This is a genomic window from Ornithinibacter aureus (genome assembly GCF_009858245.1).
GTDB lineage: Bacteria > Actinomycetota > Actinomycetes > Actinomycetales > Dermatophilaceae > Fodinibacter > Fodinibacter aureus.
This window is the reverse complement of sequence record NZ_VMSB01000001.1, coordinates 3,662,231-3,689,105: the sequence shown is the minus strand read 5'-3', so window position 1 is coordinate 3,689,105 and position 26,875 is coordinate 3,662,231. Positions and strand designations below refer to the sequence as shown.

The following is a 26,875-nucleotide window of genomic DNA, read 5'->3' as shown; positions in this document are numbered from 1 at the left end:
GGCGCCGCCCTTGGCAGAATCGGCCCATGCCCCTCGAACTGGACCGTGACAGCGCGTGGCTGAGCCGCGAGGACCTCGACCAGGCCCGCGACAAGCTGCCGATCCTCTATGTCGACCTCGTCCCCGTGCGGGTCGACGACCGCGGACAGGTGACGGCGATCGGCCTGCTGCTGCGGGTCAGTGACGACGGGCGGATCATGCGCGAGCTCGTCTCGGGCCGCGTCCTGCACCACGAGCGCTTGCGCGACGCGATCCTGCGGCACGTGGAGAAGGACCTGGGGCCGATGGCCCTGCCGCGCGTGCCCGTGAGTCCGCAGCCCTTCACGATCGCCGAGTACTTCCCCACTCCGGGCGTCACGCCCTTCCACGACCCGCGCCAGCACGCGGTGTCCTTGGCCTATGTCGTTCCGGTGACCGGTGACTGTGCCCCGCAGCAGGACGCCCTCGACCTCGCCTGGATCACGCCGGACGAGGCGCGCGACCCGCTGCTGTTGGCCGAGCTCGACCGCGGGCATGACGTGCTGCTCCGCCAGGCCCTCGCCCACCTCGGCTTCGCCGTCTGACGCCCGCTCCGGACGCCCGAGCGGGGATCAGGCCTGCTTGCCGCGGTTGAACGTGTCGACCGTGCGCGTCATGTCGTGGTGGTCGCGGGAGGCGGCCTCCTCCGGCGTCGGGGCGGTGCCGCCCAGGCGCGCGGGGAGATAGCGCAGGTCGGTGCCGGTCAGCTGCGGATAGGCCTCCTGCTGGGCCAGGAGTTGCTCGGACATCCGCTCCCGCAGGACCTCGGTCACCTCGGCCGGGCAAGGGAAGGCATCTCTCGCGAACCTCGCGATTCCCTCATGGAGAGAAAAGGTCGAGGGGGGTCAGCCGGTGAACTCGTCCCGGGTGCGGTTCATGTCGTGGTGGTCGGCGGCGTGGGCCTGCTCCGGGGTCGGCGCGAGCCCACCGAGCCGCGCCGGGACGTAGCGCAGGTCCTCGCCGTGCAGCGTCGGATAGGCCGCCTGCTGCGCGTCGAGCTGCACCTGCATGGCCGCGCGCAACCGCTCGTTGGCGGCGTTGACGTCCTCGCGGCGGGCGATCTCGAGCGGCGCGCCCACGGTGATGCTGACCGGGATGCGCGAGCCCGGCCGCATGTGCTTGGGCAGGTTCTTGGTCCACACCCGCTGCCCGCCCCAGATGGTCACGGGCAGCACCGGCACACCGGCCACCTGCGCCATCTTCACCGCGCCGGGCTTGAACTCCTTGAGCTCGAACGAGCGTGACATCGTCGCCTCGGGGAACACCCCGACGATCTCCCCCGCCCGCAGCGCCCGGATCGCGGCCGCGAACGCCTCGCCACCCTTGTGCCGGTCGACGGGGATGTGCCCCATCCCGCGCATCAGCGGGCCGGTGACGTTGTGCGAGAACACCGACTTCTTCGCCATGAACCGCACGTAGCGGCGGTTCGGCCACGCCGGCAGCCCCGCGTACATGAAGTCGAGGTAGGACGTGTGGTTGATGGCCATGATGGCCCCACCCTGCGCGGGCACGTGCTCCTGACCCGTGATGGTGAAACGCGTTCCCTGGACGAAGAACAGCGCCCTGACGGCCGAGATGACGGGCCGGTACACCGGTTCTTTCATGGGGCCAAGACTAGGCCAGAGGACACGCATCGTGGATGCCGTGCCTCGCCCCGGCGGGACACGGCACCTCGTCGCGTCGGATGCCGTCGCGCCACGTGGCCGGATGCCGGGTCACCGCCCCCGGTCTGGGATGATGGCGCCCATGACCGAGTCCTTCCTGCCATCTCGCGCTGCCTCCGTTCCGGACAAGCCGTCCCTCGACGGCCTCGAGGACAAGTGGGCGGCCGTATGGCAGGAGCAGGACACCTACGCCTTCGACCGCGAGGCGGCCCTCGCCGGCCCCCGCGAGGCGGTCTTCGCCATCGACACTCCGCCGCCCACGGCATCCGGATCACTGCACATGGGGCACGTGTTCAGCTACACGCACACCGACTGCGTGGCCCGGTACAAGCGGATGGCCGGGTTCAACGTCTTCTACCCGATCGGCTGGGACGACAACGGGCTGCCCACCGAGAAGCGGGTGCAGAACTACTACGGCGTGCGTGGTGACGCCGCCCTGCACTACGACCCCGAGTTCGTGCCGCCCTTCCGCGGCGATGCACGCAGCACCAAGGCCGCCGACGAGATGCCGGTGTCGCGGCAGAACTTCATCGAGCTCTGCGACGAGCTGACCGTGCGGGACGAGGAGGCCTTCGAGTCCCTCTTCCGTCGCATCGGTCACAGCTACGACTGGTCGATCACCTACCGCACGATCGACGACCACTCCCGGGCCACCGCCCAGCAGGCGTTCCTGCGCAACCTCGCCCGCGGCGAGGCCTACCAGGCCGAGGCGCCGGGCCTGTGGGACGTCACGTTCCAGACGGCCGTCGCCCAGGCCGAGCTCGAGGCCCGCGACTACCCCGGGCACTACCACCGGGTGGCCTTCCACGGCCCCAACGGCCCGGTGCACATCGAGACCACCCGCCCCGAGCTCATCCCGAGCTGTGTGGCCCTGATCGCCCACCCCGACGACGAGCGCTTTCAAGGCCTGTTCGGCACGACGGTGACGACCCCCGTGTTCGGTGTCGAGGTCCCCGTGCTCGCCCACCCGGGCGCCGAGATGGACAAGGGCGCCGGCATCGCGATGTGCTGCACCTTCGGTGACCTCACCGACGTCATCTGGTGGCGTGAGCTGCAGCTGCCGACCCGCTCGGTCATCACCCGCAGCGGCCGCCTCCAGGGCGAGACCCCTGCCTGGCTCGAGGGCACGCCCGGCGAGGCCTTCTACGCCGAGCAGCTCGCGGGCAAGACCCCCTTCGGGGCCCGGGCCGCGCTCGTCGACGCACTGCGCGAGTCCGGTGACCTCGACGGCGAGCCGAAGCCGACCCAGCGGATGGCGAACTTCTACGAGCGCGGTGAGAAGCCGCTCGAGATCGTCACCTCGCGCCAGTGGTACATCCGCAACGGCGGCCGCGACGCCGAGCTGAACGCGGCCCTGATCGCCCGCGGCGAGGAGATCGACTTCCACCCCGCGTTCATGCGCAGCCGCTACGCCAACTGGGTCAGCGGGCTCAACGGTGACTGGCTGGTCTCCCGCCAGCGCTTCTTCGGTGTGCCGATCCCCGTCTGGTACCCCCTCGACGCCGACGGCGAGCCGGTCTACGACACTCCGATCGTCCCGGACGAGAGCTCCCTGCCGGTCGACCCCGCGGCCAACCCCCCGGCCGGCTACACCGAGGACCAGCGCGGCGTGCCCGGCGGCTTCGTCGGCGACCCCGACGTGCTCGACACCTGGGCCACGTCCTCGCTCAGCCCGCAGATCGCCGGTGGCTGGCGCAACGCCGACGGCACCGGCACGGACCCGCTGTTCGACAAGGTCTTCCCGATGGACGTGCGCCCCCAGGGTCACGACATCATCCGCACGTGGCTGTTCTCCACGGTCGTGCGCGCCCACTTCGAGCACGGCAGCGTGCCGTGGACCGACGCGGCGATCAGCGGCTGGATCCTCGACCCCGACCGCAAGAAGATGAGCAAGTCCCGCGGCAACGTCGTCACCCCCGAGGACCTGCTCAAGGAGCACAGCGCGGATGCCGTGCGCTACTGGGCGGCCAGCGGTCGCCTGGGCACGGACGCCGCCTACGACACCGGCCAGATCAAGGTCGGCCGCCGCCTCGCGATCAAGGTGCTCAACGCGAGCAAGTTCGCGCTGTCGTTCGGGTCGGTCGAGGGCGACCTCGCGGCGCAGGTGACCGAGCCGATCGACCTGTCGCTTCTCGCGGGCCTGCGTGACGTCGTGGCCAAGGCCACCGCGGGTTTCGAGGCCTGGGACTTCACCCGTGCCCTCGAGGTCACCGAGCAGTGGTTCTGGTCGTTCTGCGACGACTACCTCGAGCTCGTCAAGGACCGCGCCTACGGCGCTCAGGGTGAGGCCACCGCGTCATCCGCCCGCGCGACGCTGCGGATCAGCCTCGACGTCGTCCTGCGGTTGTTCGCGCCGGTCCTGCCCTACGTCACCGAGGAGGTCTGGTCCTGGACCCACGACGGGTCGGTGCACCGCGCCTCGTGGCCGACGGTCGACGAGGTGCCCGGCAGCGGCGACCCGGCCGTGGTCGGGTCGGTGGGTGCCGCCACGGCCCGGACCAGGCCGCCTCGTCGAGGGCGAATCGCGCCAAGGTCAGCCCCTCGACTGCAGCTCGGCCGCATCACAGGCCGGCTCCGGGTCGCTCACCGGGCGGCTCGAATCGTCGGCAGCCGACCGGCGCTGGCGACGCCGCTCGCGCATCGTGCCGAGAACGAACCCGAGGGCTCCTGCGCCGAGTGCTGCCTGCAGCGCGAACAGTCCGGACTCGACCTCGCCGCTCGAGGGCTCGAAGATCGGCTGGAACCACGGGGTGTAGCCGGGGTGGTTCTCCTCGATGTGGGTGGTGGCCGCCGAGTCGGTGCCGATGAAGGTCTCGCCATCGCCGGTGCTCTGGCGGGTGCCGAGGACCATCGCGACCGCGAAGAGGGCGACGATCGCCAGGAGGATGGCCAGGGTGCTCGCGTGCTTACGCATGTATGGCCTCATCGACCTTGGTGCCGGCGTGGTCCCGGCGGCGCGAGAACACCCCGAGAGCGGAGAGTTCTGGGCCGGCCCAACTGCGCAGGGCCTTGAAGATGAGGACGCCGACGAGGCCTTCAATGACGGCCAACGGCACTTGGGTGATCGCGAAGATGCCGAGGAAGGCCGACCACGCGCCGACGAAGCCGTTCTGGCCCGGGAAGGCCAGCGCGAGTTGGGTGGCGGTCATGACGTAGGTCGCGAGGTTGGCCAACGCCATGGCCGCGAAGATGCGGACCGAGAAGGGAGCGCGACCGAGCAGGCGGAACGCGGCATACCCGACCCACGGGCCGACGACCGCCATCGAGAAGACATTGGCCCCGAGGGTGGTCAGACCGCCATGGGCGAGCAGGAGGGCTTGGAAGAGCAGGACGATCGTCCCCAGGGCCGCCATCACCGGGGGCCGGAAGATCACCGCCCCCAGTCCGGTGCCCGTCGGGTGGGACGATGAGCCCGTCACCGAGGGCAACTTGATCGCGGAGAGGACGAAGGTGAAGGCCCCCGCGGCACCGAGCAACAATTTGGCCTCGGGGTGCTCCTTGATGGTGCGGCTGATCGCCCGGGTGCCATGGATGACGAAGGGGGCCGCGACGGCTGTCCACGCTGCCGCATGAAGTGGGGGCAGGAAGCCCTCGGCAATGTGCATTGCTGCACCTTCCTCGGGATGACGCGCCCGATCAGACGTGACGCGCGGCGCCGATCGGCGGCACGCGACATCCACAGGAGTTCCTGACTCGCCGATGGCTCAGCTCACAGTGGCGCGACCGTCCCGGATTTGCACCGGGTTCCTCACGCAGATGGTGCTCGGCAGGCTACACCAGCGAGGCGTCCGGTCGCCCCTCCCCGGCGGGCCGAGGCGGTCGGCTCGAATACAGGTGGGACTCCACGAAGTCCTCCGCCGACAGGGCCCAGCCGACGATGATGACCGCGGCCTGGGTCAGGCCCGCGGCCTCGACCTGGTCGGCGATGTCGGCGAGGGTGCCGCGCAGGATCAGTTCCTCGGGCTGGGTGACCTGCGAGCCGACGACGACCGGGCAGTTGGCCCCGTAGTGGGCACTGAGCTCATCGGCCAGCCGCCGGGTGTGTCGGATCGCCAGGTGCAGGACGAGGGTGGCATTGGTCGCGGCGAAGGCCGCCAGGGTCTCCCCCGGCGGCATCGTGGTCGAGTCCTTCTGCGCGCGCGTCAGGACGACCGACTGGGCCACCTCGGGCACCGTCAGTTCACGCCCGATGAGCGCGGCCGTCGCGGCATAGGCCGGCACGCCCGGGGTGAGGTCCCAGGGCACCCCTGCGGCGTCGAGACGGCGCGTCTGCTCGGCGATCGCCGAGTAGATCGACGGGTCTCCCGAGCACAGCCGGGCGACGTCATGACCGGCGTCGTGGGCGGCGACGAGGGTGGCCGTGATGGCGTCGAGATTGAGGTATGCCGTGTCGATGAGTTCGGTCTCCGGCCCGCAGTGCGAGAGGACCTCGTCGTCGATGTAGGTGCCGGCATAGAGGCAGATCGGACTCTCCTGCAGCAGGCGGACGGCGCGCAGGGTGAGCAGGTCGGCGGCACCGGGACCGGCCCCGATGAAATGAACGGTCATGACATTCCTTGCTCGTGGGGCGGGGCGGGTTTCTGGGCGCTCCACTGGACGATCGCGCGGGCCGGGGTCCACGACAGGTGCGGACCCAGCGGCGTCGCGTGCTCGACACTCAGCCTGGTCAGGTGGCCTCCGTGGCGCTGGTGGGCAGCGACGAGGACGGATTCGGCCGAGAGCGTGACGGCGTGCGCGACAAGACGTCCGCCCGGACGGAGGCGACCCCACGCCAGGTCGGCGAGTTCGCTCGTGAGACCGCCGCCAACGAAGACCGCGTCCGGGTCGGGCAGCGCGTCGAGGACGGACGCCCCTTCCGGGGAGAGGGCCCCGTGGTCGGCCTCGACCACCTCGACCTCTCGCGGCACCCCGAGACGTGCAGCGTTGGCGCGGATCCGGGCGGCACGACCGGGGTCGCGCTCGAGGGCCACCGCTCGCGCGCAGCGGGCCGCCAGTGCCCATTCGATCGCGACCGCACCCGAGCCGGCGCCGAGGTCCCAGAGAGTGGCCCCAGGTGTCGGACGCAAATGGGCCAGCGCGCTCGCGCGCACGTCACGCTTGGTGATCTGTCCGTCGTGATCGAAGGCCTCTTCTGGGCGTCCGGGGGCGGGGCCCGAGGACGAGCGGGCGGCCGCGAGGTCGTCCACCTCGACGGCGAGCACGACCAGATCAGGAGTGGGCTCGACCTCCCAGTCCCGTGCAGCGCCGGATCGGCTGCCCTCCTTGGGCCCTCCGAGGTGCCACCACGCCGTGAGCCGCGAACTGCCACAGCCCTCTTGGACGAGAAGGGCGGCGACCTCGGCGGGGGTCGAGCCATCGGAGCACAGGACGACGAGACGTGCACGCGGGTCGAGGTGACGGCGGAGTCGATCGACAGAGCGCCCGACGAGGGTCACGACCGTCGTCTCCTCGGCGGGCCAACCCATCCGCGCCCGCGCCAGGGTCTCCGAGGACAGCGAAGGGTGGACCCGGACCGTCTCCCGGCCGAACAGGTCGATGAGGGTGCTCGCGACCCCCGAGCGCAGCGGGTCACCACTGGCGAGCACGACGACGCCCTCGGTGCCGATCTGCTCGAACAGTGCTGGCAGTTGGGCGCGCATCGGTGTGGGCCATGGTGTGCGGATCTGACCCTCGATCTCGGGGACCAGGGCCAGGTGTCGGGCGCCACCGACAAGGTGCCGCGAACGGCATACGAGATCCTGCTCGCGGGCGGGCACGGACGCCCAGCCCGCATCCTCGATGCCCACGACCTCGATCACGCGCGACAGCCTACGTGCGATGAGACATCGACCTCGCCGGACCCGGGGTGGGCGATGTGGGAGGATGCGGGGCGACGCAGGGCGAGGAATACCGGTGCAACTCCGGAGCGGTCCCGCCACTGTGACCGCTCGCCGCGTGACGTGGAGACCGGAAGCCAGGACGTCCTCCTGCGTCACGCCGCCCCGGGACCCCGAGGCGGCCGAATCGGCCGGTGAGCGTGGTCACTCACCAGGAGGAGCGCCGTGTCCAACTACCCCTTCGCCGCCATCGTCGGTGCCGACGAGATGGCCCTCGCCCTCGTCCTCACCACGGTCTCCCCCGAGGTCGGCGGCGTGCTCGTGCGCGGCGAGAAGGGCACCGCGAAGTCCACGATGGTGCGCGCTCTGGCCGAGATCCTGCCCCGCCAGGCGGTCGTCCACGGATGTCGCTTCGGCTGCGACCCACGGTCGCCCGCCGCCGACTGCCCCGACGGGCCACACACCGACGCCGCATCGACGACCCGCCCAGCTCGTCTGGTCGAACTCCCGGTGGGTGCCACCGAGGATCGCGTCATCGGCTCCCTCGACCTCAGCAAGGCCCTCGGTCACGGTGAAACGGCTTTCGAGCCGGGGCTGCTCGCCCAGGCGCACCGTGGTCTGCTCTATGTCGACGAGGTCAACCTCCTGCACGACCATCTCGTCGACCTGCTCCTCGACGCCGCTGCCATGGGCCGCAACACCGTCGAGCGCGACGGGGTGTCGGTGTCCCACCCTGCCCGCATCGTCCTGATCGGCACCATGAACCCGGAGGAGGGCGAGCTTCGCCCGCAGTTGCTCGACCGCTTCGGCCTGACCGTCGAGGTGAAGGCCAGCCGCGACCCAGCGCAGCGTGCGGACGTGGTCCGTCGGCGGCTCGCCTTCGATGAGGATCCGGTCGCCTTCCAGACCTCGTATGCCGTGGCGCAGGCCGATGTGGCCGCCCGGATCGCGTCCGCCCAGGAGGCCCTGCGTCGCGTGCGTCTGAGTGACTGGGCGCTGGACAAGATCGCCACGGTCTGCGCCGGCTTCGAGGTCGACGGGATGCGTGCCGACATCGTGACCGCGAGGGCTGCGGTGGCCCACGCGGCGTGGGAGGGGCGCACCGACGTCACCCGGGAGGACATCCGCACCGCCGCCAAACTCGCTCTCCCCCACCGACGTCGGCGTGCACCCTTCGACGCGCCGGGACTGGACGAGGACCTGCTCGATCGCCTGCTCGGCGACGACGAGCCGCCGCCTCCGGAGGACCCCCAGGACCCTCAGGATGAAGACCCTCACCTGCCCGACGAGCCGGACCGGCCCGAGCGCCCGAAGGAGCCTTCCGACGAGACGGACACCGCGGACGACGACTCGGGCGACCCCATGACGACGCCGTCGGCGCAGGACTGCGACGAGGGAGCGCAGGACGCCCGCGATCAGCGCTCCGACTGCACACCGCCGGACCCCACCGACACGGAGAGCGGCGGAGAGGTCTCCGAGACCGACCCGCCGGCGCCCGTCCAGGGCGTGGCGGCAGCACACGAGCCGTACCGCATTCGTCGCCTCAGTGTGCGGGGCACGGGGTCGGGAGCGGCCGGCAAACGCAGCCGGGCGATCACGACCTGGGGCAGGACGGTCGGATCGAGCCGCGAGCGCACGGGCCGGGTCCATCTGACCGCCACCATCACGGCCGCTGCCCGAGAGCGAGGCGCCCGCGCCACCGGGACGACCGGGACGACCGGGACGACCGGGACGACCGGGACGAGCCGACTGGAGATCCGGGCGAGCGACCTCCGCTCGGCGATCACCCAGGGCAAGGAGTCCAACCTCGTGCTGCTGCTCGTCGACGCCTCCGGGTCGATGGCTGCCCGGTCTCGGATGGCCGAGGTCAAGACGGCCGTCCTGTCGCTGCTCATGGACGCCTACCAGCGACGCGATCGCGTGGGCCTGGTGACCTTCCGAGGCACCGGTGCCGACCTCGCGTTGCCGCCGACCTCCTCGGTCGAGGCGGCCGCCGCCTGCCTGGCCGAACTCCCCCACGGCGGGCGCACGCCCCTGGCCGAGGGTCTCGCCACGGCCGCGAAGACCCTTGGGCTGGAGCGCATCAGGGACCCACGTCGACGGGCGCTGCTCGTGCTCGTCACCGACGGACGCGCCACGGCGGGCGTCGATGCGTTGGGCAGAGCACAGCGCATCGCCGACCAGTGGGGGCACGTCGCCGTCGACAGCGTCGTGATCGACTGCGAGTCCGGCCGCTTCCGGATGGGTCTGGCCAGGGACCTCGCCGACCGGATGGGCGCAGAGCACGTGCCCCTCGAAGACATCGCCGCCGATCACCTCGTGGCGCTCATCAATGACAGGAGGGCCGCCTGATGGCCAAGGGAGTGACACCGGTGCAGGCTGCGGACGGCCTCACCACCCGACAGCGCCGCAACAGTCCGCTCGTCATCGTCCACGGTGGCGCCGGGAAGGGGAAGTCGACGGCGGCCTTCGGCCTGGCCCTGCGCGGCTGGAACCAGGGGTGGTCGATCGGCGTGTTCCAGTTCGTGAAGTCGGCCAAGTGGCGCATCGGTGAGCAGGCAGCGCTGGCTGCTCTCGACGACGTGAACCGCAGCACCGGCCAGGGCGGCCCGATCGAGTGGCACAAGATGGGCTCGGGCTGGTCGTGGTCACGCAAGGCCGGCACCGAGGAGGACCATGCCGAGGCCGCCCGTGAGGGCTGGGAAGAGATCAAGCGTCGCCTCGCCGACGAGACCCACACCCTCTATGTCCTCGACGAGTTCACCTACCTGCTCACGTGGGGTTGGCTCGACATCGACGACGTCGTCGACTCCCTGACCGACCGCCCCGGCTACCAGCACGTGGTCATCACCGGCCGCGATCCACACCCCCGCCTCCTCGAGATCGCGGACGTCGCCACCGAGATGACCAAGATCGCCCACCCGTTCGACAAGGGCCAGAAGGGCCAGAAGGGCATCGAGTGGTGACACCGACCCCCCTGCCCCGGGTCGTCATCGCGGCACCTGCGTCGGGTCAGGGCAAGACCACGATCGCCGTCGGGATCATGGCTGCCCTGAGCCGGGCTGGGCACGCTGTCGCGCCGGCCAAGGTCGGCCCGGACTACATCGACCCCGGCTATCACGCGCTCGCCACCGGCCGCCCCGGTCGCAACCTCGATCCCTGGCTGACCTCCGAGGAACTCATCGTTCCCCTGCTCCTCCACGGCGCCCGGACGCCCGACCCCGCCGACGTGGCGGTCATCGAAGGCGTCATGGGGCTCTTCGACGGCCGGATCGGCACCGGCGGCTTCGCGTCGACGGCCCACTTGGCCACCCTCACCCGCAGCCCGGTGATCCTCGTCGCGGACATCTCCTCCGCCGCGCGCACGATCGCGGCGACGCTCCACGGTCTGCGCACCTTCGACCACTGTGTCGACGTCGTCGGTGTCATCCTCAACAAGGCGGGATCGGTGCGCCACGCGCACGAAGTCCGCAGCAGCGTCGAGGCCATCGGCCTGCCGGTGCTGGGGGTCCTTCCGCGCGACGCGGGCGTGAGCGCCCCCTCCCGTCACCTCGGCTTGATCCCGGCCGCGGAGCGCACCGACGCCGTCAGCGCGCTCGACCGCCTGGCCGAGCAGACCGCCGAGTTGATCGACCTCGACCTGCTCCTTCACCTCGCCGGATGCGCGCCCGACCTGAGCGCCACCCCGTGGTCACCGCCGTCGCGCCGTGCGGAGGGGGTCGCCACCCACGACAGTGCCACCACCCGCCCGGTCGTCGCCGTGGCCGGCGGTCGCTCCTTCACCTTCCGCTATGCCGAGACCGACGAACTCCTGCGGGCCAACGGCTGCGAGCCGGTTCTCTTCGACCCGGCGCTCGACACCTCGCTCCCGCCCGGGACCAGCGGGCTCTACCTCGGCGGCGGCTTCCCTGAGGCCCACGCTCCGGCCCTCTCCCGCAACACGGCCCTCACTGGTGCGGTCCGGGACGCGATCGCCTCCGGCATGCCGACCGTCGCCGAGTGCGCCGGCCTGATCTATCTCTGCGAGACCCTCGACGGGCACGACTTCGTCGGGGCAGTTCCCGCGCAGGCAGCGATGCACCCTCGCCTGACCCTGCAGTACCGCTCGGCTCGCACGACCGTCGACAGCATCCTCGGGCCGGCCGGAACGACGTCGCGCGGTCACGAATTCCACCGGACCCGCACGTCGCCGGGGGCCGGCACCACCGCTGCCTGGGAGCACGAGGAGGGCGTCGAGGGCTTCACCCTCGATCCAGCCAGCACCGGGCGCGCGACGTTGCACGCCTCCTATCTGCACACCCATTGGGCCGGGAACCCGTCCGTCCCAGCCGCTTTCGCCGCCGCAGTGCAGTCGTATGCCGCACAGCCGCCGGTTCTCGGCGCCACGTCCACGGTCCTCCCCCGGGTCGAGCGAGCGCCCGCGCTCCCCACGACGACCGACCCGACACCCTCGGCTGGACTGGACCACCACGGCGACGCCGAGGTCGGCCCTGGACTGGTCGACTTCGCGGTGAACGTCCGTGTCCCCACACCCCCGGCCTGGCTCGCCACGACGCTGCGGGACGGCATCGGCGACCTCGCGGCATACCCCGTCGTCGACCCAGCCCGGACGGCCCTGGCCCGACGCCACGCCGTGCCTGAGGACATGGTCCTCCCCACCAGCGGCGGCGCCGAGGCCTTCACGCTGATCGCCCGTGCCATCCCCGGTCGGCGACCCCTCGTCGTGCACCCCCAGTTCACCGAGCCCGAGTCCGCGCTGCGCCGTGCCGGACGGGTGCCGGACCAGCACGTCCTGAGCGAGCGCGAGGGCTTCGTCCTGCACCCCGATCGAATCCCGGCCGACGCCGACCTGGTGATCATCGGGAATCCGACCAATCCGACGGGCGTGCTCCACCCCCGGTCGACCCTGGAAGCGTTGCGCGCGCCCGGACGGGTCCTCGTGATCGACGAGGCATTCATGGATGCCATTGTGGGAGGGGCCGATTCACTGATCTCTGCGGACCTGGACGGTGTCATCGTCGTTCGCTCGCTGACGAAGACGTGGGGGCTGGCCGGCCTGCGCGCGGGCTATGTGGTCGGCGACCCCTCACTCCTCCGACTCCTCGCCGAGCAGCAACCCCACTGGTCCGTGTCCTCGCTGGCGGCCCGCGCGAGCGTCGCCGTCTGCGCCCCCGCCGCCCGCGCAGAGGAAGCCGAGCTGGCCCGTGAAGCGGCGACCTGGCGGCATCACCTCGTCCGCGGGTTGCAGTCGCTGGGGCTCGCCCCCGTGCCCGGCGCCGCGCCCTTCGTGCTCGTCCGGGTCGGTCCCGGCGTCCATGGGTCCCTGCGTGAGCGTGGGTATGCCGTGCGGCGCGGCGACAGCTTCCCCGGGCTCGACCACGACTGGGTGCGTCTGGCCGTCCGCGACCCGCACACGACCGACGGACTCCTGCGTGAGTTGCAGTCCCTCCTCGGCGACACTGCTCCCGGTGGCTCGGAGCGTTCTCTGGAGCAGGCGGCGCCAGCGTCGACGGCGCCCCAGCGCGGCCCCGTCCCAGCCGCTCAGGCAGACAGAGAGCTCTCCGCATGACCCTGCGCCTCCCCCTGCCCGACGGCACGACGCCGCGCGTCCTGGTGCTGGAGCCGGGCCCGCGTGCGTCCGAGACGGTGCAGGCCCTGCTCGATCAAGGGGCACGTGTCGATGTGCGTTGTGCCGCACCGGATGCACGTCTCCGGGACCTGGCTGGTCGGCACCTCATCGCACTGCGCACGGACGCGGACCTCGACCTCTCCGCCTACGACGTCGTCCTGCGCGACCCGCTGCGCGAGCAGGGGGTCGAGCTCTCCCCCTCGTCCCCGTCCCCTGCCACCACCTCCGGCCACGTCGTCCTCGTCGGGGGCGGACCGGGCCCTCTCGGCCTGCTCACGCTCGCCGGGCTCGACGCGATCCGGAGCGCCGACGTGTTGGTGTGCGACCGGTTGGCCCCCTTGGCCGCGCTGGAGCAGGCACGCCCCGACGCCGAGGTCGTCCACGTCGGCAAGATCCCGCGAGGTGAATTCACGCCCCAGGAGCAGATCAACCAGATCCTCGTCGACCGGGCACTCGCCGGAAAGACCGTCGTGCGCCTCAAGGGTGGCGACAACTTCGTCTTCGGCCGCGGCGGCGAGGAGTGGAATGCCTGCGTCGAAGCCGGCCTGCCCGTCACGGTCATCCCGGGCGTCTCCTCCTCCATCGCCGTCCCCGGCCTGGCGGGCGTCCCCCTCACCCACCGCCACCTCACGCAGGGCTTCGTCGTCGTCTCCGGTCACGTCGCTCCGGACGACGCACGCAGTGACGTCGACTGGGATGCCCTCGCCCGTCTGGGACTGACCATCGTGGTCCTCATGGGCGTGGCTGCACTGCCGGTGATCGCCAAGCGCCTGATCAGTGCCGGCATGGATCCGTCGACCCCTGCTGCCTCCATCGCCGATGGCGGCATGACCTCGCAACGCCAGGTCCGCTCCACGCTGGCCGCGCTCCCGGGTGCAGCGGCGGAGCAGGACATCGGCGCCCCTGCGGTCACCGTCATCGGCCCCGCGGTGGCGGCCCTGCTGCCGCAGACGTCGGTCTGAGTCGGGCACGCGTGATGGGCACTGCGTGGGCGGGGCTGAGACTGGCCGTCGGGACACTGACGATGATTCCTGTCGGCTCACTCCCTCCCACCACGCGTCGCATCGGCGCGTGGGCAATGGCGCTGGCACCGATCGCGGCCCTGCCCCTCGGCCTGCTCGTCGCTGCAGTGGGTCGGCTCGGTCAGGCCGCGGCGATGCCCACCTCGATCACGGCGACCCTGTCGGTCGGGGCGCTGGCCCTGGCCACGCGCGCCATGCACGTCGACGGGCTGGCGGACACCGCTGACGGCATCGGCGCGGGCTGGGACCGTGAGCGCGCCCTGCGCGTCCTGCGCACCGGCGATGTCGGCCCGATGGGTGTGATGGCCCTGGTCGTGGTGGTCCTGCTCCAGATCGCTTCTGCCACAGCGCTGTTGTCGCTCACTCATGGCTGGTTGCTCGTCGGTGTCGCCGTCGTGGCCTCCAGAGTGGCTGCAACCCTCGGGTGCCTGCGTGTGCTCCCGACCGCGTCGGGCTCCTCCTTGGGTGCCGTCGTGGCTGGCACGGTGCCGGGCGTGGTCGGTGGCCCAGCCGTCGTGGTGACGGGCGCTGCGCTGACCGGAGCCACCGTGGTGGCCGGATTGCAGTGGTGGCAGGGGGTCGCCGCGATGGCGGCCCTCCTCGTCGCCGTGGCGTGGCTGCTCCGGAGTGCCGTGCGGGTCTTCGGGGGGATCAACGGAGACGTGCTCGGGGCATCGATCGAGGTCGGGACAGCTGCCCTGCTCGTGGCGCTGACGATCGGAGCCACGGCATGAGAACACTGATCACCGGGGGCATCCGCTCGGGGAAGTCCGCGATCGCCGAGAACCTCATGGGTGAGGGCACCACCTATGTCGCGACCTCTCCCTCACGCCCCGAGGACACCGATTGGGCTGCGCGGATCCAGGAGCACCGTCGCCGTCGACCCGCCTCCTGGCCGACGGTCGAGACGACGGATCTGCCGTCCGCCCTGACCGCCCTCAACGGGCCGGCCCTGGTCGACAGTCTGGGCGCCTGGTTGGTCGCGCTGCTCGACAGGTTGGATGCCTGGGATCAGCCGGTGGCCCAGTGGCGCGGGCGCCTCGACGACGAGGTGTCCGCACTGGTGTCGACCTGGTCGACCTGCTCGCACGACCTGGTCGCGGTGACCGACGAGGTCGGCTTCGGCGGGATCGCCGAGCACCGTTCGGCCCGGATCCATGCCGACGAACTGGGTCGGCTCAACCAGGCCATCGCCGGCGTCAGCGATCGCGTGTGGCTGGTCGTGGCCGGGCAGGTGCTCGTGGTCAAGGACTCCTCGTGAGGGTCGCCACCGGACTCCTCCTCGGGTATGCCGCGGATCGCCTGCTCGGCGACCCGCGCCACTTCCACCCGGTCGCCGGATTCGGGCGGATCGCGATGGCGCTCGAGGCGCACACCCATGCCCCGAGCCGCGTCCGAGGTGTGGTGCACGTCGGCGCGCTCGTCGGTGCGGCTACCGCTGCCGGGATGCTGGCCGATCATCTGGCCGGGCGAGTCGGCGATCCCGGCATGGGTCGCGACGTCGGTCGCGTCGCGATCACTGCTGTCGCCACCTGGGCCGTGCTGGGCGGCCGCTCACTCGAACGTGAGGCACTCACGATCCAGCGACAGCTCGCCGCCGGAGACCTCGACGCTGCGCGACGACAGGTGCGCAACCTCGTGGGTCGCGACCCCTCGCGCCTCTCGGCTGACGAGGTCGCCCGGGCCACCGTCGAGTCGGTCGCGGAGAACGGCGCCGATGCGCTGGTGGCGCCGCTGTGGTGGGGCGCGGTGGCGGGAGTGCCCGGCCTCGTGGCTTATCGCGCCATCAACACGCTCGATGCGATGATCGGTCACCGCTCCCCGCGCTATCGCGAGTTCGGTTGGGCCGCAGCCAGACTCGACGACGTGGCCAACTGGATCCCGGCCCGACTCACCGTGCTGAGCACCGCCGCAGCCACCGGCTCCGTGGCCGGTGTCCGCCGGGTGCTGATGACCGTCGCCCGGGACGCGCCCGCCCACCCGAGTCCGAATGCCGGACCGGTCGAGGCTGCCTTTGCGGCGGCGCTGGGTGTCTCGCTCGGGGGCTCCAACAGCTACGCCGGTATCGTCGAGGACCGCGGCCGCCTCGGCGACGGTCCCGCTGTCACCGTCGACGACCTGGGATCGGCAGTGCGACTCGAGCGGCGCATCGGGCTGATCGCACTCGGCGTCATCGTCGCCGCTCGTAGTGCGGCCGCTCGCCGTGTCGTCAGCCGCCGGCGCGCACGCCGAGCCAGGTGACGCAGCCCGCCACGTCAGCAGTCGTCACCAGACCAGTAGGTGGTGCCGGTCGGGACACCACGACGACCGGGACGTCGAGCTCGGCGGCAGCGTCGAGCTTGGCGCTGGTGTAGCCACCGCCGGAGTCCTTGGTGACCAGGACGTCGACCCGATGACGGCGCATCAGGTCCCGTTCCCCACCCACCGAGTAGGGCCCGCGGTCCAGGACCACCGTCCACCGTGGGGGTGCAGGCTCAGCCAGCGGTTCGACCACCCGGACGAGCACATCTCGCTCGGACCAGCGGGCGAAATGGGGCAGCGTCTGACGCCCGCTGGAGAGGAAGGGCCTGCTGCCCAGCGCTTGTGCGGCCACACGCGCTGCATCGAGGTCGGGGACCCAGGTCCACGTGTCGGAGTCCGGTCGCTCTGCCCAGCCGGGCCGGGCCAGGCGCGTCATTGGCAGACCGGTGCGGGCGCACGCCTGCATGGCATGAGCCGTCATCGTCGACGCGAACGGGTGGGTCGCATCGATCAGATGGGTGAAGCCATCCGAGCGCAGGGTCCGGACCAGGCCATCGACGCCGCCGAAGCCACCGACGCGGACCGAGCCCACCGGCATCCGCGGATGGGCGACGCGGCCGGCGAGCGAGGACACGAAGTCGACCCCGGCGCTCTGCAACGCCACGGCCAGGGCACGTGCCTCAGCCGTGCCGCCCAGCACCAGAACCCGCATTCGGCGATGCTAACGCGCCCAGACCGACCGCCCGGGCGCCGCCCTTGGCAGAATCGGCCCATGCCCCTCGAACTGGACCGTGACAGCGCGTGGCTGAGCCGCGAGGACCTCGACCAGGCCCGCGACAAGCTGCCGATCCTCTATGTCGACCTCGTCCCCGTGCGGGTCGACGACCGCGGACAGGTGACGGCGATCGGCCTGCTGCTGCGGGTCAGTGACGACGGGCGGATCATGCGCGAGCTCGTCTCGGGCCGCGTCCTGCACCACGAGCGCTTGCGCGACGCGATCCTGCGGCACGTGGAGAAGGACCTGGGGCCGATGGCCCTGCCGCGCGTGCCCGTGAGTCCGCAGCCCTTCACGATCGCCGAGTACTTCCCCACTCCGGGCGTCACGCCCTTCCACGACCCGCGCCAGCACGCGGTGTCCTTGGCCTATGTCGTTCCGGTGACCGGTGACTGTGCCCCGCAGCAGGACGCCCTCGACCTCGCCTGGATCACGCCGGACGAGGCGCGCGACCCGCTGCTGTTGGCCGAGCTCGACCGCGGGCATGACGTGCTGCTCCGCCAGGCCCTCGCCCACCTCGGCTTCGCCGTCTGACGCCCGCTCCGGACGCCCGAGCGGGGATCAGGCCTGCTTGCCGCGGTTGAACGTGTCGACCGTGCGCGTCATGTCGTGGTGGTCGCGGGAGGCGGCCTCCTCCGGCGTCGGGGCGGTGCCGCCCAGGCGCGCGGGGAGATAGCGCAGGTCGGTGCCGGTCAGCTGCGGATAGGCCTCCTGCTGGGCCAGGAGTTGCTCGGACATCCGCTCCCGCAGGACCTCGGTCACCTCGGCCGGGCAAGGGAAGGCATCTCTCGCGAACCTCGCGATTCCCTCATGGAGAGAAAAGGTCGAGGGGGGTCAGCCGGTGAACTCGTCCCGGGTGCGGTTCATGTCGTGGTGGTCGGCGGCGTGGGCCTGCTCCGGGGTCGGCGCGAGCCCACCGAGCCGCGCCGGGACGTAGCGCAGGTCCTCGCCGTGCAGCGTCGGATAGGCCGCCTGCTGCGCGTCGAGCTGCACCTGCATGGCCGCGCGCAACCGCTCGTTGGCGGCGTTGACGTCCTCGCGGCGGGCGATCTCGAGCGGCGCGCCCACGGTGATGCTGACCGGGATGCGCGAGCCCGGCCGCATGTGCTTGGGCAGGTTCTTGGTCCACACCCGCTGCCCGCCCCAGATGGTCACGGGCAGCACCGGCACACCGGCCACCTGCGCCATCTTCACCGCGCCGGGCTTGAACTCCTTGAGCTCGAACGAGCGTGACATCGTCGCCTCGGGGAACACCCCGACGATCTCCCCCGCCCGCAGCGCCCGGATCGCGGCCGCGAACGCCTCGCCACCCTTGTGCCGGTCGACGGGGATGTGCCCCATCCCGCGCATCAGCGGGCCGGTGACGTTGTGCGAGAACACCGACTTCTTCGCCATGAACCGCACGTAGCGGCGGTTCGGCCACGCCGGCAGCCCCGCGTACATGAAGTCGAGGTAGGACGTGTGGTTGATGGCCATGATGGCCCCACCCTGCGCGGGCACGTGCTCCTGACCCGTGATGGTGAAACGCGTTCCCTGGACGAAGAACAGCGCCCTGACGGCCGAGATGACGGGCCGGTACACCGGTTCTTTCATGGGGCCAAGACTAGGCCAGAGGACACGCATCGTGGATGCCGTGCCTCGCCCCGGCGGGACACGGCACCTCGTCGCGTCGGATGCCGTCGCGCCACGTGGCCGGATGCCGGGTCACCGCCCCCGGTCTGGGATGATGGCGCCCATGACCGAGTCCTTCCTGCCATCTCGCGCTGCCTCCGTTCCGGACAAGCCGTCCCTCGACGGCCTCGAGGACAAGTGGGCGGCCGTATGGCAGGAGCAGGACACCTACGCCTTCGACCGCGAGGCGGCCCTCGCCGGCCCCCGCGAGGCGGTCTTCGCCATCGACACTCCGCCGCCCACGGCATCCGGATCACTGCACATGGGGCACGTGTTCAGCTACACGCACACCGACTGCGTGGCCCGGTACAAGCGGATGGCCGGGTTCAACGTCTTCTACCCGATCGGCTGGGACGACAACGGGCTGCCCACCGAGAAGCGGGTGCAGAACTACTACGGCGTGCGTGGTGACGCCGCCCTGCACTACGACCCCGAGTTCGTGCCGCCCTTCCGCGGCGATGCACGCAGCACCAAGGCCGCCGACGAGATGCCGGTGTCGCGGCAGAACTTCATCGAGCTCTGCGACGAGCTGACCGTGCGGGACGAGGAGGCCTTCGAGTCCCTCTTCCGTCGCATCGGTCACAGCTACGACTGGTCGATCACCTACCGCACGATCGACGACCACTCCCGGGCCACCGCCCAGCAGGCGTTCCTGCGCAACCTCGCCCGCGGCGAGGCCTACCAGGCCGAGGCGCCGGGCCTGTGGGACGTCACGTTCCAGACGGCCGTCGCCCAGGCCGAGCTCGAGGCCCGCGACTACCCCGGGCACTACCACCGGGTGGCCTTCCACGGCCCCAACGGCCCGGTGCACATCGAGACCACCCGCCCCGAGCTCATCCCGAGCTGTGTGGCCCTGATCGCCCACCCCGACGACGAGCGCTTTCAAGGCCTGTTCGGCACGACGGTGACGACCCCCGTGTTCGGTGTCGAGGTCCCCGTGCTCGCCCACCCGGGCGCCGAGATGGACAAGGGCGCCGGCATCGCGATGTGCTGCACCTTCGGTGACCTCACCGACGTCATCTGGTGGCGTGAGCTGCAGCTGCCGACCCGCTCGGTCATCACCCGCAGCGGCCGCCTCCAGGGCGAGACCCCTGCCTGGCTCGAGGGCACGCCCGGCGAGGCCTTCTACGCCGAGCAGCTCGCGGGCAAGACCCCCTTCGGGGCCCGGGCCGCGCTCGTCGACGCACTGCGCGAGTCCGGTGACCTCGACGGCGAGCCGAAGCCGACCCAGCGGATGGCGAACTTCTACGAGCGCGGTGAGAAGCCGCTCGAGATCGTCACCTCGCGCCAGTGGTACATCCGCAACGGCGGCCGCGACGCCGAGCTGAACGCGGCCCTGATCGCCCGCGGCGAGGAGATCGACTTCCACCCCGCGTTCATGCGCAGCCGCTACGCCAACTGGGTCAGCGGGCTCAACGGTGACTGGCTGGTCTCCCGCCAGCGCTTCTTCGGTGTGCCGATCCCCGTCTGGTACCCCCTCGACGCCGACGGCGAGCCGGTCTACGACACTCCGATCGTCCCGGACGAGAGCTCCCTGCCGGTCGACCCCGCGGCCAACCCCCCGGCCGGCTACACCGAGGACCAGCGCGGCGTGCCCGGCGGCTTCGTCGGCGACCCCGACGTGCTCGACACCTGGGCCACGTCCTCGCTCAGCCCGCAGATCGCCGGTGGCTGGCGCAACGCCGACGGCACCGGCACGGACCCGCTGTTCGACAAGGTCTTCCCGATGGACGTGCGCCCCCAGGGTCACGACATCATCCGCACGTGGCTGTTCTCCACGGTCGTGCGCGCCCACTTCGAGCACGGCAGCGTGCCGTGGACCGACGCGGCGATCAGCGGCTGGATCCTCGACCCCGACCGCAAGAAGATGAGCAAGTCCCGCGGCAACGTCGTCACCCCCGAGGACCTGCTCAAGGAGCACAGCGCGGATGCCGTGCGCTACTGGGCGGCCAGCGGTCGCCTGGGCACGGACGCCGCCTACGACACCGGCCAGATCAAGGTCGGCCGCCGCCTCGCGATCAAGGTGCTCAACGCGAGCAAGTTCGCGCTGTCGTTCGGGTCGGTCGAGGGCGACCTCGCGGCGCAGGTGACCGAGCCGATCGACCTGTCGCTTCTCGCGGGCCTGCGTGACGTCGTGGCCAAGGCCACCGCGGGTTTCGAGGCCTGGGACTTCACCCGTGCCCTCGAGGTCACCGAGCAGTGGTTCTGGTCGTTCTGCGACGACTACCTCGAGCTCGTCAAGGACCGCGCCTACGGCGCTCAGGGTGAGGCCACCGCGTCATCCGCCCGCGCGACGCTGCGGATCAGCCTCGACGTCGTCCTGCGGTTGTTCGCGCCGGTCCTGCCCTACGTCACCGAGGAGGTCTGGTCCTGGACCCACGACGGGTCGGTGCACCGCGCCTCGTGGCCGACGGTCGACGAGGTGCCCGGCAGCGGCGACCCGGCCGTGGTCGGGTCGGTGGGTGCCGCCCTGGCCGTCGTGCGCAAGGCGAAGTCGGAGGCCAAGGTCGGCATGCGTGCCGAGGTGCCCTCGATGACCCTCGTCGGGCCGGATGCCGTCCTCGCTCACGTGCGCAGCGCCGAAGGTGACCTGCGAGCGGCCGGCAAGCTCACCGGCATCCTCGACTACGCCGAAGGCGATGAGGTTGCCGCGCGCGACATCGAGCTCGTCGCCGTGCCGAGACCCCCCGCCTGAGTCGGGTCAGGCGGGGGCGGCACCCGGCGCCACGGCATACGAGGCCCGGCGCACCGACCGCAACCCGGTGGGGCGCACCGCGAACCACGGCACGTCCCACCCGCTGAGCGCCAGCTGTGCGTCGACGACGACGTCACGCCGCAGGTGAGTGACCCGGCCGCTGCCGGGATCGTAGACGTCGAGCATGCGGTCACCGTCCCCCGGGAGGATGAGCACGACGTGTCGGGGCAGCGTGGCGTTGCCGACGTACAGCAGCGCCGGTTCACCCTCGGCGACGACCTCGACGAGGGTGTCGAACGCCAGGACCCGGTCGGTCCGGGAGTCGGCGCGCAGGACGTCGATCGTGTACTGCGTGCCGCGGCGAGCAGCCCCGAACTCGAGCTCGCGACGGGCCCCCCACGGCGGTGTGCCGAGCCGGCGGGGCCAGGGAACGTTCAGCCGACCGGATCCGGGGAACAGGCTGTTGGTGCGCCGCATGACGATGCGTTCGTAGGCGGCGAACCGCTCCCCCGGTGTGGCCCCCTGCGGAGAGCCCGGCGGATTGGGAAAGCCGGTGCGCACCCACGCCGCGAAGTGCGGGTCGACGTGCATGCGGGCGACCGTGAGGCAGGCCGAGCCGCACGTCACGGGGGACTGCTGCACGGGGCCGGTGTCTCCGGCGCGCAGCCGATAGGGCATCACCACTCCCCCATCGTGTCGGCCCCGGGGTCAGCGCGCCAGCACCGACCGTGGGGCGGGCGGGTGGGGCGGGTCCGCCCTCGTGCTGCTCGTCGTCAAGCTCGCGAACCTCGTTCCCGAGGGCGGGCGGTCAAGCTGATTCGCGCTCGATGAGGTCGACGTGCTGGACGATGCCGCGACCGTCCGGGGTGCTCGGGGCGGGCTCGGACTCGACGTCGTCGACCTCGTGGCCGAGCTGGCGCAGCAGCAACCGGGCCATCAGCCGTCCCTGGTTCTCGGTGCGCTGGCGGATGGTCGTCAGGCTGGGTTCGGCCATGCTCGCCAGCTCGATGTCGTCGAACCCGACGATCGCCACGTCATCGGGGACGCGCTTGCCGAGCTTGCGGATCACGCTGATGGCACCGAGTGCCATGAGGTCGGACGCGACGAAGATGCCGTCGATGTCCGGTGACCGCTCGAAGAGCCGGGTCGCCGCGGCCTCCCCCGAGGCCATGGTGAACAGGCCGTGCTCGACGAGGTCTTCCCGGAAGTCGGGGCCGAGCCCCTGGCGAAAGCCCTCGAGCCGGTCACACCCGGCCGACATGTCGGCGGGGCCGGCGATCGTGGCGACCCGGCGGCATCCGCGGGCCCGCAGGTGCTCGGCGGCCAGGCGTCCACCGGCCACGTTGTCGTTGTCGACGTACGGGACCTCGACCGCGGGGTCGAGGGGTCGCCCACCGATGACGACGGGGATGCCGGCCTCGACGAGCTTCTCGGCCAGGCGGTGGCCCCCGTGCTCGGAGATGAGGAGGACGCCGTCGGTGTGACCACCCGCGAGGTAGCGCGACAGCGAGCTGATCTGAAGATCGGACTGGGTCATCGACAGGGACAGCTGCACCCCGGCCCGGGTGAGCTCCTGGCTCGCACCCCGCACGATCTGCGCGAAGAACGGGTCCCCGAACACGCGGTCGTCACCTTCGGCTGCGACGAGCGTGACGCTGTCGGTGCGCCGCGTCATCAGGGCCCGCGCAGCAGCGTTGGGCACGTAGTTCAGGTCGTCGACGGCCTGGGTGACGATCTCGCGCAGCGCCGGGTCCACCGTCGTCGACCCGTTGACCACCCGAGAGACGGTTGCACGTGACACTCCCGCGTGGCGAGCCACCTGTTCGAGCGTGGGCCGACGCCGGCGAGCCGGAGCCGTCACGTCAGGCGGAGCGCTTGCGGGGAGCGCGCTTGCGGGTGGGGTCGTCACTGTGACGCACGATGGTCGGCAGGACGTTCTTGCGGACGACCTCACTGGTGACGACGACCTTGGCGATCTCGTCGTCGCTCGGCACGTCGAACATGGTCGGCAGCAGGACCTCTTCCATGATCGCGCGCAGGCCACGAGCGCCGGTGCCGCGAGCCAGTGCTTGGTCGGCGACCGCCTCGACGGCGTCCTCGGTGAACTCCAGGACGACGCCGTCGATCTCGAACATCTTCTGGTACTGCTTGATGAGGGCGTTGCGCGGCTCGGTGAGGATGCGCACGAGGGCGTCGTTGTCGAGCGGCGCCACCGTCGTGATGACCGGCACGCGCCCGATGAACTCGGGGATCAGGCCGAACTTCATGAGGTCCTCGGGCATGACCTCGTGGATGCTCTCGGCGAGGTCCTTCGGGGTGTGCAGCTCGGAGCCGAAGCCCAGGCCCTTCTTGCCGTTGCGGGACTCGATGAGCTTCTCGAGGCCGGCGAACGCCCCGCCGACGATGAACAACACGTTGGTCGTGTCGATCTGGATGAACTCCTGGTGGGGGTGCTTGCGCCCACCCTGCGGGGGCACCGAGGCCGTCGTGCCCTCGAGGATCTTCAGCAGGGCCTGCTGGACCCCTTCACCCGAGACGTCCCGCGTGATGCTCGGGTTCTCGGACTTGCGGGCGATCTTGTCGACCTCGTCGATGTAGATGATGCCCGTCTCGGCCTTCTTGACGTCGTAGTCAGCGGCCTGGATGAGCTTGAGGAGGATGTTCTCGACGTCCTCACCGACGTAGCCCGCCTCGGTCAGCGCCGTGGCGTCGGCGATGGCGAACGGGACGTTGAGCATCTTGGCGAGGGTCTGCGCGAGGTAGGTCTTGCCGCAGCCGGTCGGGCCGATCAGCAGGATGTTCGACTTCGAGATGTCGACGTGGTCGGGGTCCTTCTTGCCCAGGGCCGACTCCCCCGCCTGGATGCGCTTGTAGTGGTTGTAGACCGCCACCGCCAGCGCCTTCTTGGCGACGTCCTGACCGATGACGTACTGCTCGAGGAAGTCGAAGATCTCGCGCGGCCTGGGCAGGTCGTCGAGCCCGAGCTCGCTGGACTCGGCGAGCTCCTCCTCGATGATCTCGTTGCACAGGTCGATGCACTCGTCACAGATGTAAACGCCAGGCCCTGCGATGAGCTTCTTGACCTGCTTCTGGGACTTGCCGCAGAAGGAACACTTCAGCAAGTCACCCGACTCTCCGACACGTGCCACGAATGACCCTTCCCTGACGCTGGTGACGACTGGCCCGACGCTACCCGTCGGCACCGACCACAGCACCCATTGAAGCCCGCACGCGCCGGGCGAGTCTGCCCTTTCCGCTGTCAGCGCAACGGCTCTCGACCCGGCCGGTGCGTCACAACCGCGCCTGTACACCACGAGAAACCGGATGCCGTCCGCTCACGTGAGCGGACGGCATCCGGTGTTGCCGGGTCGAGAACCCGAGGGGCAGGGTCGCGATCAGGCGGTGTTCTTGCGCGAGGTGAGCACCTCGTCGATCAGGCCGTACTCCTTGGCCGCCTCGGCCGAGAGGATCTTGTCGCGCTCGATGTCCTTGCGGACGAGCTCGACGTCACGGCCCGAGTGCTGGGCGATGGTGTCCTCGAGCCAGCCGCGCATGCGGATGATCTCGTTGGCGTGGATCTCGAGGTCGGAGGCCATACCCCCGGTGCCCTCGATGGCGGGCTGGTGGATGAGCACCCGGGCGTTGGGCAGGGCGAACCGCTTGCCCTTCGCGCCGGCGCCGAGCAGCACGGCAGCAGCCGAGGCCGCCTGCCCGATGACGAACGTCTGCACGTCGGGGCGGATGTACTGCATGGTGTCGTAGATCGCGGTCATCGCCGTGAACGAGCCACCGGGGCTGTTGATGTACATGAGGATGTCGCGGTCCGGGTCTTGGGACTCGAGCACGATGAGCTGGGCGATGACGTCGTCAGCGGACGCGTCGTCGACCTGCACCCCGAGGAAGATGATGCGGTCCTCGAAGAGCTTGGTGTAGGGGTCGAGCCGCTTCATGCCGTACGAGGTGCGCTCCTCGAACTGGGGCAGGATGTAGCGGCTGGAGGGGCCGGGCACGTTGAGGCGGCCGGTCAGGTCTGCGTTCATGTCTGTTCCTCGTCTGGTCTCGGCCGGCTCAGGCGGTCACGGGGTTGTCAGACCCGGGGCCAGCCATCGTGGCCTTGGTGATGACCTGGTCGACGAAGCCGTACTCCTTGGCCTGCTCGGCGGTGAACCACCGGTCGCGGTCGGAGTCCATCTCGATCTGCTCGACGCTCTGCCCGGTGTGCTGGGCGATGAGCTCGGCCATCTGCTTCTTGATGTGCAGCAGCTGCTCGGCCTGGATCTTGATGTCCGAGGCCGTACCGCCGATGCCGCCACTGGGCTGGTGCATCATGACGCGGGCGTGCGGGGTGGCGTAGCGCTTGCCCGGCGCCCCGGCGGAGAGCAGGAACTGCCCCATCGAGGCGGCCATGCCCATCGCGACCGTGGCGACGTCGTTGGGGATCCACTGCATGACGTCGAAGATCGCCATGCCGGCGGTGACGGACCCGCCGGGTGAGTTGATGTAGAGCCAGATGTCCTTCTTGGGATCCTCGGCGGCGAGCAGGAGCATCTGGGCGCAGATCGCGTTCGCGTTGTCGTCGCGCACGTCGGACCCGAGGAAGATGATCCGCTCCTTGAGGAGACGGTTGTAGATGTGGTCGTCCAGCCCGGCCTGGGGGCCAGGGCCTGCGGCGACGATCTCGGTGCTGGTCACGCTTGAGTCGCTCCTCGTCAGATCGGGTGCTGCTGTGTCAGTGACCCTAACGCCGGACCTCGGCACGGCACTCCCCGGTCCGGGCCGTGTTCGCCGTGAGCACAACGCCGCCGCGGACCACTCAGGCTTTGCCACAGCACCTCCCCGACGTTTCGTGCGAGGAGCCCGGCACCACGCCGCTGACGCGGTGTGGTGCCGGGCTCCGAACAGGAAGGGTCGCGCCCCGCGGGGGTGAGCTCAGGCGAGGGCCTTGGCCTTCAGGGCGTCGAACTCGGCCTGGCTGATCGCACCGGAGTCGAGCAGCGACTTGGCGCTGGCGATCTGGTCGGCCGGCGAGCTCTTCGCGGCGACCTGCTGGATGTACGCCTCCTGCTGCGCCTGCGCGGCCGAGATGGCCGCCACCTGGCGCTCACCCATGCTCTTGCCGCGGGCGATGAGGTAGATCAGGGCGCCGATCCAGGGCAGGAAGACCAGGACGATCGCCCAGCCGGCCTTGCCCCAGCCGCTCACGGTCTTGTCGCTGAACATGTCGAAGACGCAGCGGAACCAGATCATGACCGCGGAGATCCAGATGAAGATCCAGAAGCTCCAGAGGAGGATCTCCCAGAAGCTGGTGATGTTGGTGTCCATGGACGGAAATGCCTTTCGCAGA

General features: G+C 70.7%; 25 protein-coding genes, 1 pseudogene and 2 riboswitches. Of the genes and pseudogenes, 11 read left to right on the top strand and 15 right to left on the bottom strand.

The features are described from left to right. Window positions 1-26 precede the first annotated feature (26 nt). Window positions 27-563 (top strand): NUDIX hydrolase family protein, encoded by a 537-nt coding sequence (locus C8E84_RS17590; protein WP_159904232.1) that lies wholly within the window; start codon window positions 27-29, stop codon window positions 561-563. Between the two features lie 27 nt (window positions 564-590). Here the strand turns inward: C8E84_RS17590 and C8E84_RS17585 are convergent, their stop codons facing one another. After that, complete coding sequence (locus tag C8E84_RS17585) at window positions 591-791, bottom strand: hypothetical protein (RefSeq protein ID WP_211675657.1); 201 nt, start codon at window positions 789-791, stop codon at window positions 591-593. Between the two features lie 72 nt (window positions 792-863). Then, window positions 864-1,622: a lysophospholipid acyltransferase family protein gene (locus tag C8E84_RS17580; protein ID WP_159904230.1), complete on the bottom strand. Its 759-nt coding sequence runs from the start codon at window positions 1,620-1,622 to the stop codon at window positions 864-866. A 142-nt stretch (window positions 1,623-1,764) separates the two neighbouring features. Between C8E84_RS17580 and valS (C8E84_RS17575) the strand changes: the two are divergent. Continuing rightward, window positions 1,765-4,185: pseudogene (gene valS / locus C8E84_RS17575) on the top strand (valine--tRNA ligase); the annotation flags it as partial. A gap of 30 nt (window positions 4,186-4,215) precedes the next feature. On the opposite strand, the gene C8E84_RS17570 reads toward valS (C8E84_RS17575), so the two are convergent. The 4 genes from C8E84_RS17570 to cbiE all read right to left on the bottom strand — a co-directional run bounded on the left by C8E84_RS17570 (window position 4,216) and on the right by cbiE (window position 7,480). Then, window positions 4,216-4,533 carry an energy-coupling factor ABC transporter substrate-binding protein gene (locus C8E84_RS17570; protein ID WP_246197096.1) on the bottom strand — a complete coding sequence of 106 codons (318 nt, stop codon included), beginning with the start codon at window positions 4,531-4,533 and terminating at the stop codon, window positions 4,216-4,218. A 55-nt stretch (window positions 4,534-4,588) separates the two neighbouring features. Then, window positions 4,589-5,287, bottom strand: coding sequence for an energy-coupling factor ABC transporter permease (locus C8E84_RS17565; protein WP_159898446.1), 699 nt, complete (start codon window positions 5,285-5,287; stop codon window positions 4,589-4,591). A 77-nt stretch (window positions 5,288-5,364) separates the two neighbouring features. Beyond that, a riboswitch (cobalamin riboswitch) is annotated at window positions 5,365-5,432 on the bottom strand. 21 nt (window positions 5,433-5,453) lie between these two features. Then, complete coding sequence (cobM, locus tag C8E84_RS17560) at window positions 5,454-6,230, bottom strand: precorrin-4 C(11)-methyltransferase (protein ID WP_159898445.1); 777 nt, start codon at window positions 6,228-6,230, stop codon at window positions 5,454-5,456. After that, complete coding sequence (cbiE, locus tag C8E84_RS17555) at window positions 6,227-7,480, bottom strand: precorrin-6y C5,15-methyltransferase (decarboxylating) subunit CbiE (protein WP_159898444.1); 1,254 nt, start codon at window positions 7,478-7,480, stop codon at window positions 6,227-6,229. The genes cobM and cbiE overlap by 4 nt, the downstream gene beginning before the upstream one ends. A gap of 61 nt (window positions 7,481-7,541) precedes the next feature. Further along, window positions 7,542-7,666: riboswitch (cobalamin riboswitch) on the top strand. A gap of 57 nt (window positions 7,667-7,723) precedes the next feature. On the opposite strand from cbiE, the gene C8E84_RS17550 reads away from it, so the two are divergent. The 7 genes from C8E84_RS17550 to C8E84_RS17525 are packed head-to-tail and all read left to right on the top strand — an operon-like array spanning window position 7,724 to window position 16,390. Further along, window positions 7,724-9,850 carry a VWA domain-containing protein gene (locus tag C8E84_RS17550; protein WP_211675662.1) on the top strand — a complete coding sequence of 709 codons (2,127 nt, stop codon included), beginning with the start codon at window positions 7,724-7,726 and terminating at the stop codon, window positions 9,848-9,850. Then, on the top strand, window positions 9,850-10,464 hold the full coding sequence (gene cobO / locus C8E84_RS17935) for a cob(I)yrinic acid a,c-diamide adenosyltransferase (RefSeq protein ID WP_211675660.1): 615 nt from the start codon (window positions 9,850-9,852) through the stop codon (window positions 10,462-10,464). Before C8E84_RS17550 ends, cobO begins: the two co-directional genes overlap by 1 nt. Further along, on the top strand, window positions 10,461-13,067 hold the full coding sequence (gene cobBC / locus C8E84_RS17545; protein WP_246197020.1) for a bifunctional hydrogenobyrinic acid a,c-diamide synthase/histidinol phosphate aminotransferase CobBC: 2,607 nt from the start codon (window positions 10,461-10,463) through the stop codon (window positions 13,065-13,067). The genes cobO and cobBC overlap by 4 nt, the downstream gene beginning before the upstream one ends. Further along, window positions 13,064-14,089 (top strand): uroporphyrinogen-III C-methyltransferase, encoded by a 1,026-nt coding sequence (gene cobA / locus C8E84_RS17540; RefSeq protein WP_159904241.1) that lies wholly within the window; start codon window positions 13,064-13,066, stop codon window positions 14,087-14,089. Before cobBC ends, cobA begins: the two co-directional genes overlap by 4 nt. Window positions 14,090-14,103: 14 nt before the next feature. After that, complete coding sequence (locus tag C8E84_RS17535) at window positions 14,104-14,883, top strand: adenosylcobinamide-GDP ribazoletransferase (protein ID WP_159904240.1); 780 nt, start codon at window positions 14,104-14,106, stop codon at window positions 14,881-14,883. Further along, window positions 14,880-15,410 carry a bifunctional adenosylcobinamide kinase/adenosylcobinamide-phosphate guanylyltransferase gene (locus C8E84_RS17530; protein ID WP_159904238.1) on the top strand — a complete coding sequence of 177 codons (531 nt, stop codon included), beginning with the start codon at window positions 14,880-14,882 and terminating at the stop codon, window positions 15,408-15,410. The genes C8E84_RS17535 and C8E84_RS17530 overlap by 4 nt, the downstream gene beginning before the upstream one ends. Beyond that, window positions 15,407-16,390, top strand: a complete 984-nt coding sequence (locus C8E84_RS17525) for a cobalamin biosynthesis protein (protein WP_159904236.1) — start codon at window positions 15,407-15,409, stop codon at window positions 16,388-16,390. The genes C8E84_RS17530 and C8E84_RS17525 overlap by 4 nt, the downstream gene beginning before the upstream one ends. Here C8E84_RS17525 and C8E84_RS17520 read toward each other — a convergent pair. Next, a complete protein-coding gene (locus C8E84_RS17520; RefSeq protein ID WP_159904234.1) occupies window positions 16,359-17,102 on the bottom strand; it encodes a cobalt-precorrin-6A reductase in 744 nt (247 codons plus the stop codon). The two genes, C8E84_RS17525 and C8E84_RS17520, sit on opposite strands and share 32 nt — an antisense overlap. 60 nt (window positions 17,103-17,162) lie before the next feature. Between C8E84_RS17520 and C8E84_RS17515 the strand changes: the two genes are divergently transcribed. Further along, window positions 17,163-17,699 (top strand): NUDIX hydrolase family protein, encoded by a 537-nt coding sequence (locus C8E84_RS17515; RefSeq protein WP_159904232.1) that lies wholly within the window; start codon window positions 17,163-17,165, stop codon window positions 17,697-17,699. Between the two features lie 27 nt (window positions 17,700-17,726). Here C8E84_RS17515 and C8E84_RS17510 read toward each other — a convergent pair whose 3' ends face one another. Further along, window positions 17,727-17,927 (bottom strand): hypothetical protein, encoded by a 201-nt coding sequence (locus C8E84_RS17510; protein ID WP_211675657.1) that lies wholly within the window; start codon window positions 17,925-17,927, stop codon window positions 17,727-17,729. Between the two features lie 72 nt (window positions 17,928-17,999). Next, the gene (locus C8E84_RS17505) at window positions 18,000-18,758 is read right to left on the bottom strand and encodes a lysophospholipid acyltransferase family protein (RefSeq protein ID WP_159904230.1); all 759 of its coding nucleotides are present in this window, start codon (window positions 18,756-18,758) and stop codon (window positions 18,000-18,002) included. Between the two features lie 142 nt (window positions 18,759-18,900). On the opposite strand from C8E84_RS17505, the gene valS (C8E84_RS17500) reads away from it, so the two are divergent. Then, window positions 18,901-21,531 (top strand): valine--tRNA ligase, encoded by a 2,631-nt coding sequence (valS, locus tag C8E84_RS17500; RefSeq protein WP_159905098.1) that lies wholly within the window; start codon window positions 18,901-18,903, stop codon window positions 21,529-21,531. Between the two features lie 6 nt (window positions 21,532-21,537). Here the strand turns inward: valS (C8E84_RS17500) and C8E84_RS17495 are convergent, their stop codons facing one another. From C8E84_RS17495 to C8E84_RS17470, 6 genes are all read right to left on the bottom strand, one after another. Further along, window positions 21,538-22,209, bottom strand: coding sequence for a hypothetical protein (locus C8E84_RS17495; protein WP_159905097.1), 672 nt, complete (start codon window positions 22,207-22,209; stop codon window positions 21,538-21,540). 130 nt (window positions 22,210-22,339) lie between these two features. Continuing rightward, complete coding sequence (locus C8E84_RS17490; protein WP_159904228.1) at window positions 22,340-23,392, bottom strand: LacI family DNA-binding transcriptional regulator; 1,053 nt, start codon at window positions 23,390-23,392, stop codon at window positions 22,340-22,342. Window position 23,393: 1 nt separating this feature from the next. Beyond that, the gene (gene clpX, locus C8E84_RS17485; RefSeq protein ID WP_159904226.1) at window positions 23,394-24,680 is read right to left on the bottom strand and encodes an ATP-dependent Clp protease ATP-binding subunit ClpX; all 1,287 of its coding nucleotides are present in this window, start codon (window positions 24,678-24,680) and stop codon (window positions 23,394-23,396) included. Between the two features lie 246 nt (window positions 24,681-24,926). After that, window positions 24,927-25,571 (bottom strand): ATP-dependent Clp protease proteolytic subunit, encoded by a 645-nt coding sequence (locus C8E84_RS17480; protein WP_159904224.1) that lies wholly within the window; start codon window positions 25,569-25,571, stop codon window positions 24,927-24,929. Between the two features lie 28 nt (window positions 25,572-25,599). Further along, window positions 25,600-26,223: an ATP-dependent Clp protease proteolytic subunit gene (locus C8E84_RS17475; RefSeq protein ID WP_159904215.1), complete on the bottom strand. Its 624-nt coding sequence runs from the start codon at window positions 26,221-26,223 to the stop codon at window positions 25,600-25,602. 237 nt (window positions 26,224-26,460) lie between these two features. Beyond that, window positions 26,461-26,853 (bottom strand): SHOCT domain-containing protein, encoded by a 393-nt coding sequence (locus C8E84_RS17470; protein WP_159904205.1) that lies wholly within the window; start codon window positions 26,851-26,853, stop codon window positions 26,461-26,463. Window positions 26,854-26,875: the final 22 nt, after the last annotated feature.

What these genes read in the sequence shown, in the direction of transcription:
- C8E84_RS17580 (WP_159904230.1), bottom strand. Translation starts at nt 1,622, where the DNA reads ATGAAAGAACCGGTGTACCGGCCCGTCATCTCGGCCGTCAGGGCGCTG.
- C8E84_RS17590 (WP_159904232.1), top strand. Translation starts at nt 27, where the DNA reads ATGCCCCTCGAACTGGACCGTGACAGCGCGTGGCTGAGCCGCGAGGAC.
- cobM (WP_159898445.1), bottom strand. Translation starts at nt 6,230, where the DNA reads ATGACCGTTCATTTCATCGGGGCCGGTCCCGGTGCCGCCGACCTGCTC.
- C8E84_RS17570 (WP_246197096.1), bottom strand. Translation starts at nt 4,533, where the DNA reads ATGGTCCTCGGCACCCGCCAGAGCACCGGCGATGGCGAGACCTTCATC.
- C8E84_RS17495 (WP_159905097.1), bottom strand. Translation starts at nt 22,209, where the DNA reads ATGCCCTATCGGCTGCGCGCCGGAGACACCGGCCCCGTGCAGCAGTCC.
- cobA (WP_159904241.1), top strand. Translation starts at nt 13,064, where the DNA reads ATGACCCTGCGCCTCCCCCTGCCCGACGGCACGACGCCGCGCGTCCTG.
- C8E84_RS17515 (WP_159904232.1), top strand. Translation starts at nt 17,163, where the DNA reads ATGCCCCTCGAACTGGACCGTGACAGCGCGTGGCTGAGCCGCGAGGAC.
- C8E84_RS17530 (WP_159904238.1), top strand. Translation starts at nt 14,880, where the DNA reads ATGAGAACACTGATCACCGGGGGCATCCGCTCGGGGAAGTCCGCGATC.
- C8E84_RS17470 (WP_159904205.1), bottom strand. Translation starts at nt 26,853, where the DNA reads ATGGACACCAACATCACCAGCTTCTGGGAGATCCTCCTCTGGAGCTTC.
- valS (WP_159905098.1), top strand. Translation starts at nt 18,901, where the DNA reads ATGACCGAGTCCTTCCTGCCATCTCGCGCTGCCTCCGTTCCGGACAAG.
- cobO (WP_211675660.1), top strand. Translation starts at nt 9,850, where the DNA reads ATGGCCAAGGGAGTGACACCGGTGCAGGCTGCGGACGGCCTCACCACC.
- C8E84_RS17480 (WP_159904224.1), bottom strand. Translation starts at nt 25,571, where the DNA reads ATGAACGCAGACCTGACCGGCCGCCTCAACGTGCCCGGCCCCTCCAGC.
- C8E84_RS17505 (WP_159904230.1), bottom strand. Translation starts at nt 18,758, where the DNA reads ATGAAAGAACCGGTGTACCGGCCCGTCATCTCGGCCGTCAGGGCGCTG.
- C8E84_RS17535 (WP_159904240.1), top strand. Translation starts at nt 14,104, where the DNA reads ATGGGCACTGCGTGGGCGGGGCTGAGACTGGCCGTCGGGACACTGACG.
- C8E84_RS17565 (WP_159898446.1), bottom strand. Translation starts at nt 5,287, where the DNA reads ATGCACATTGCCGAGGGCTTCCTGCCCCCACTTCATGCGGCAGCGTGG.
- C8E84_RS17520 (WP_159904234.1), bottom strand. Translation starts at nt 17,102, where the DNA reads ATGCGGGTTCTGGTGCTGGGCGGCACGGCTGAGGCACGTGCCCTGGCC.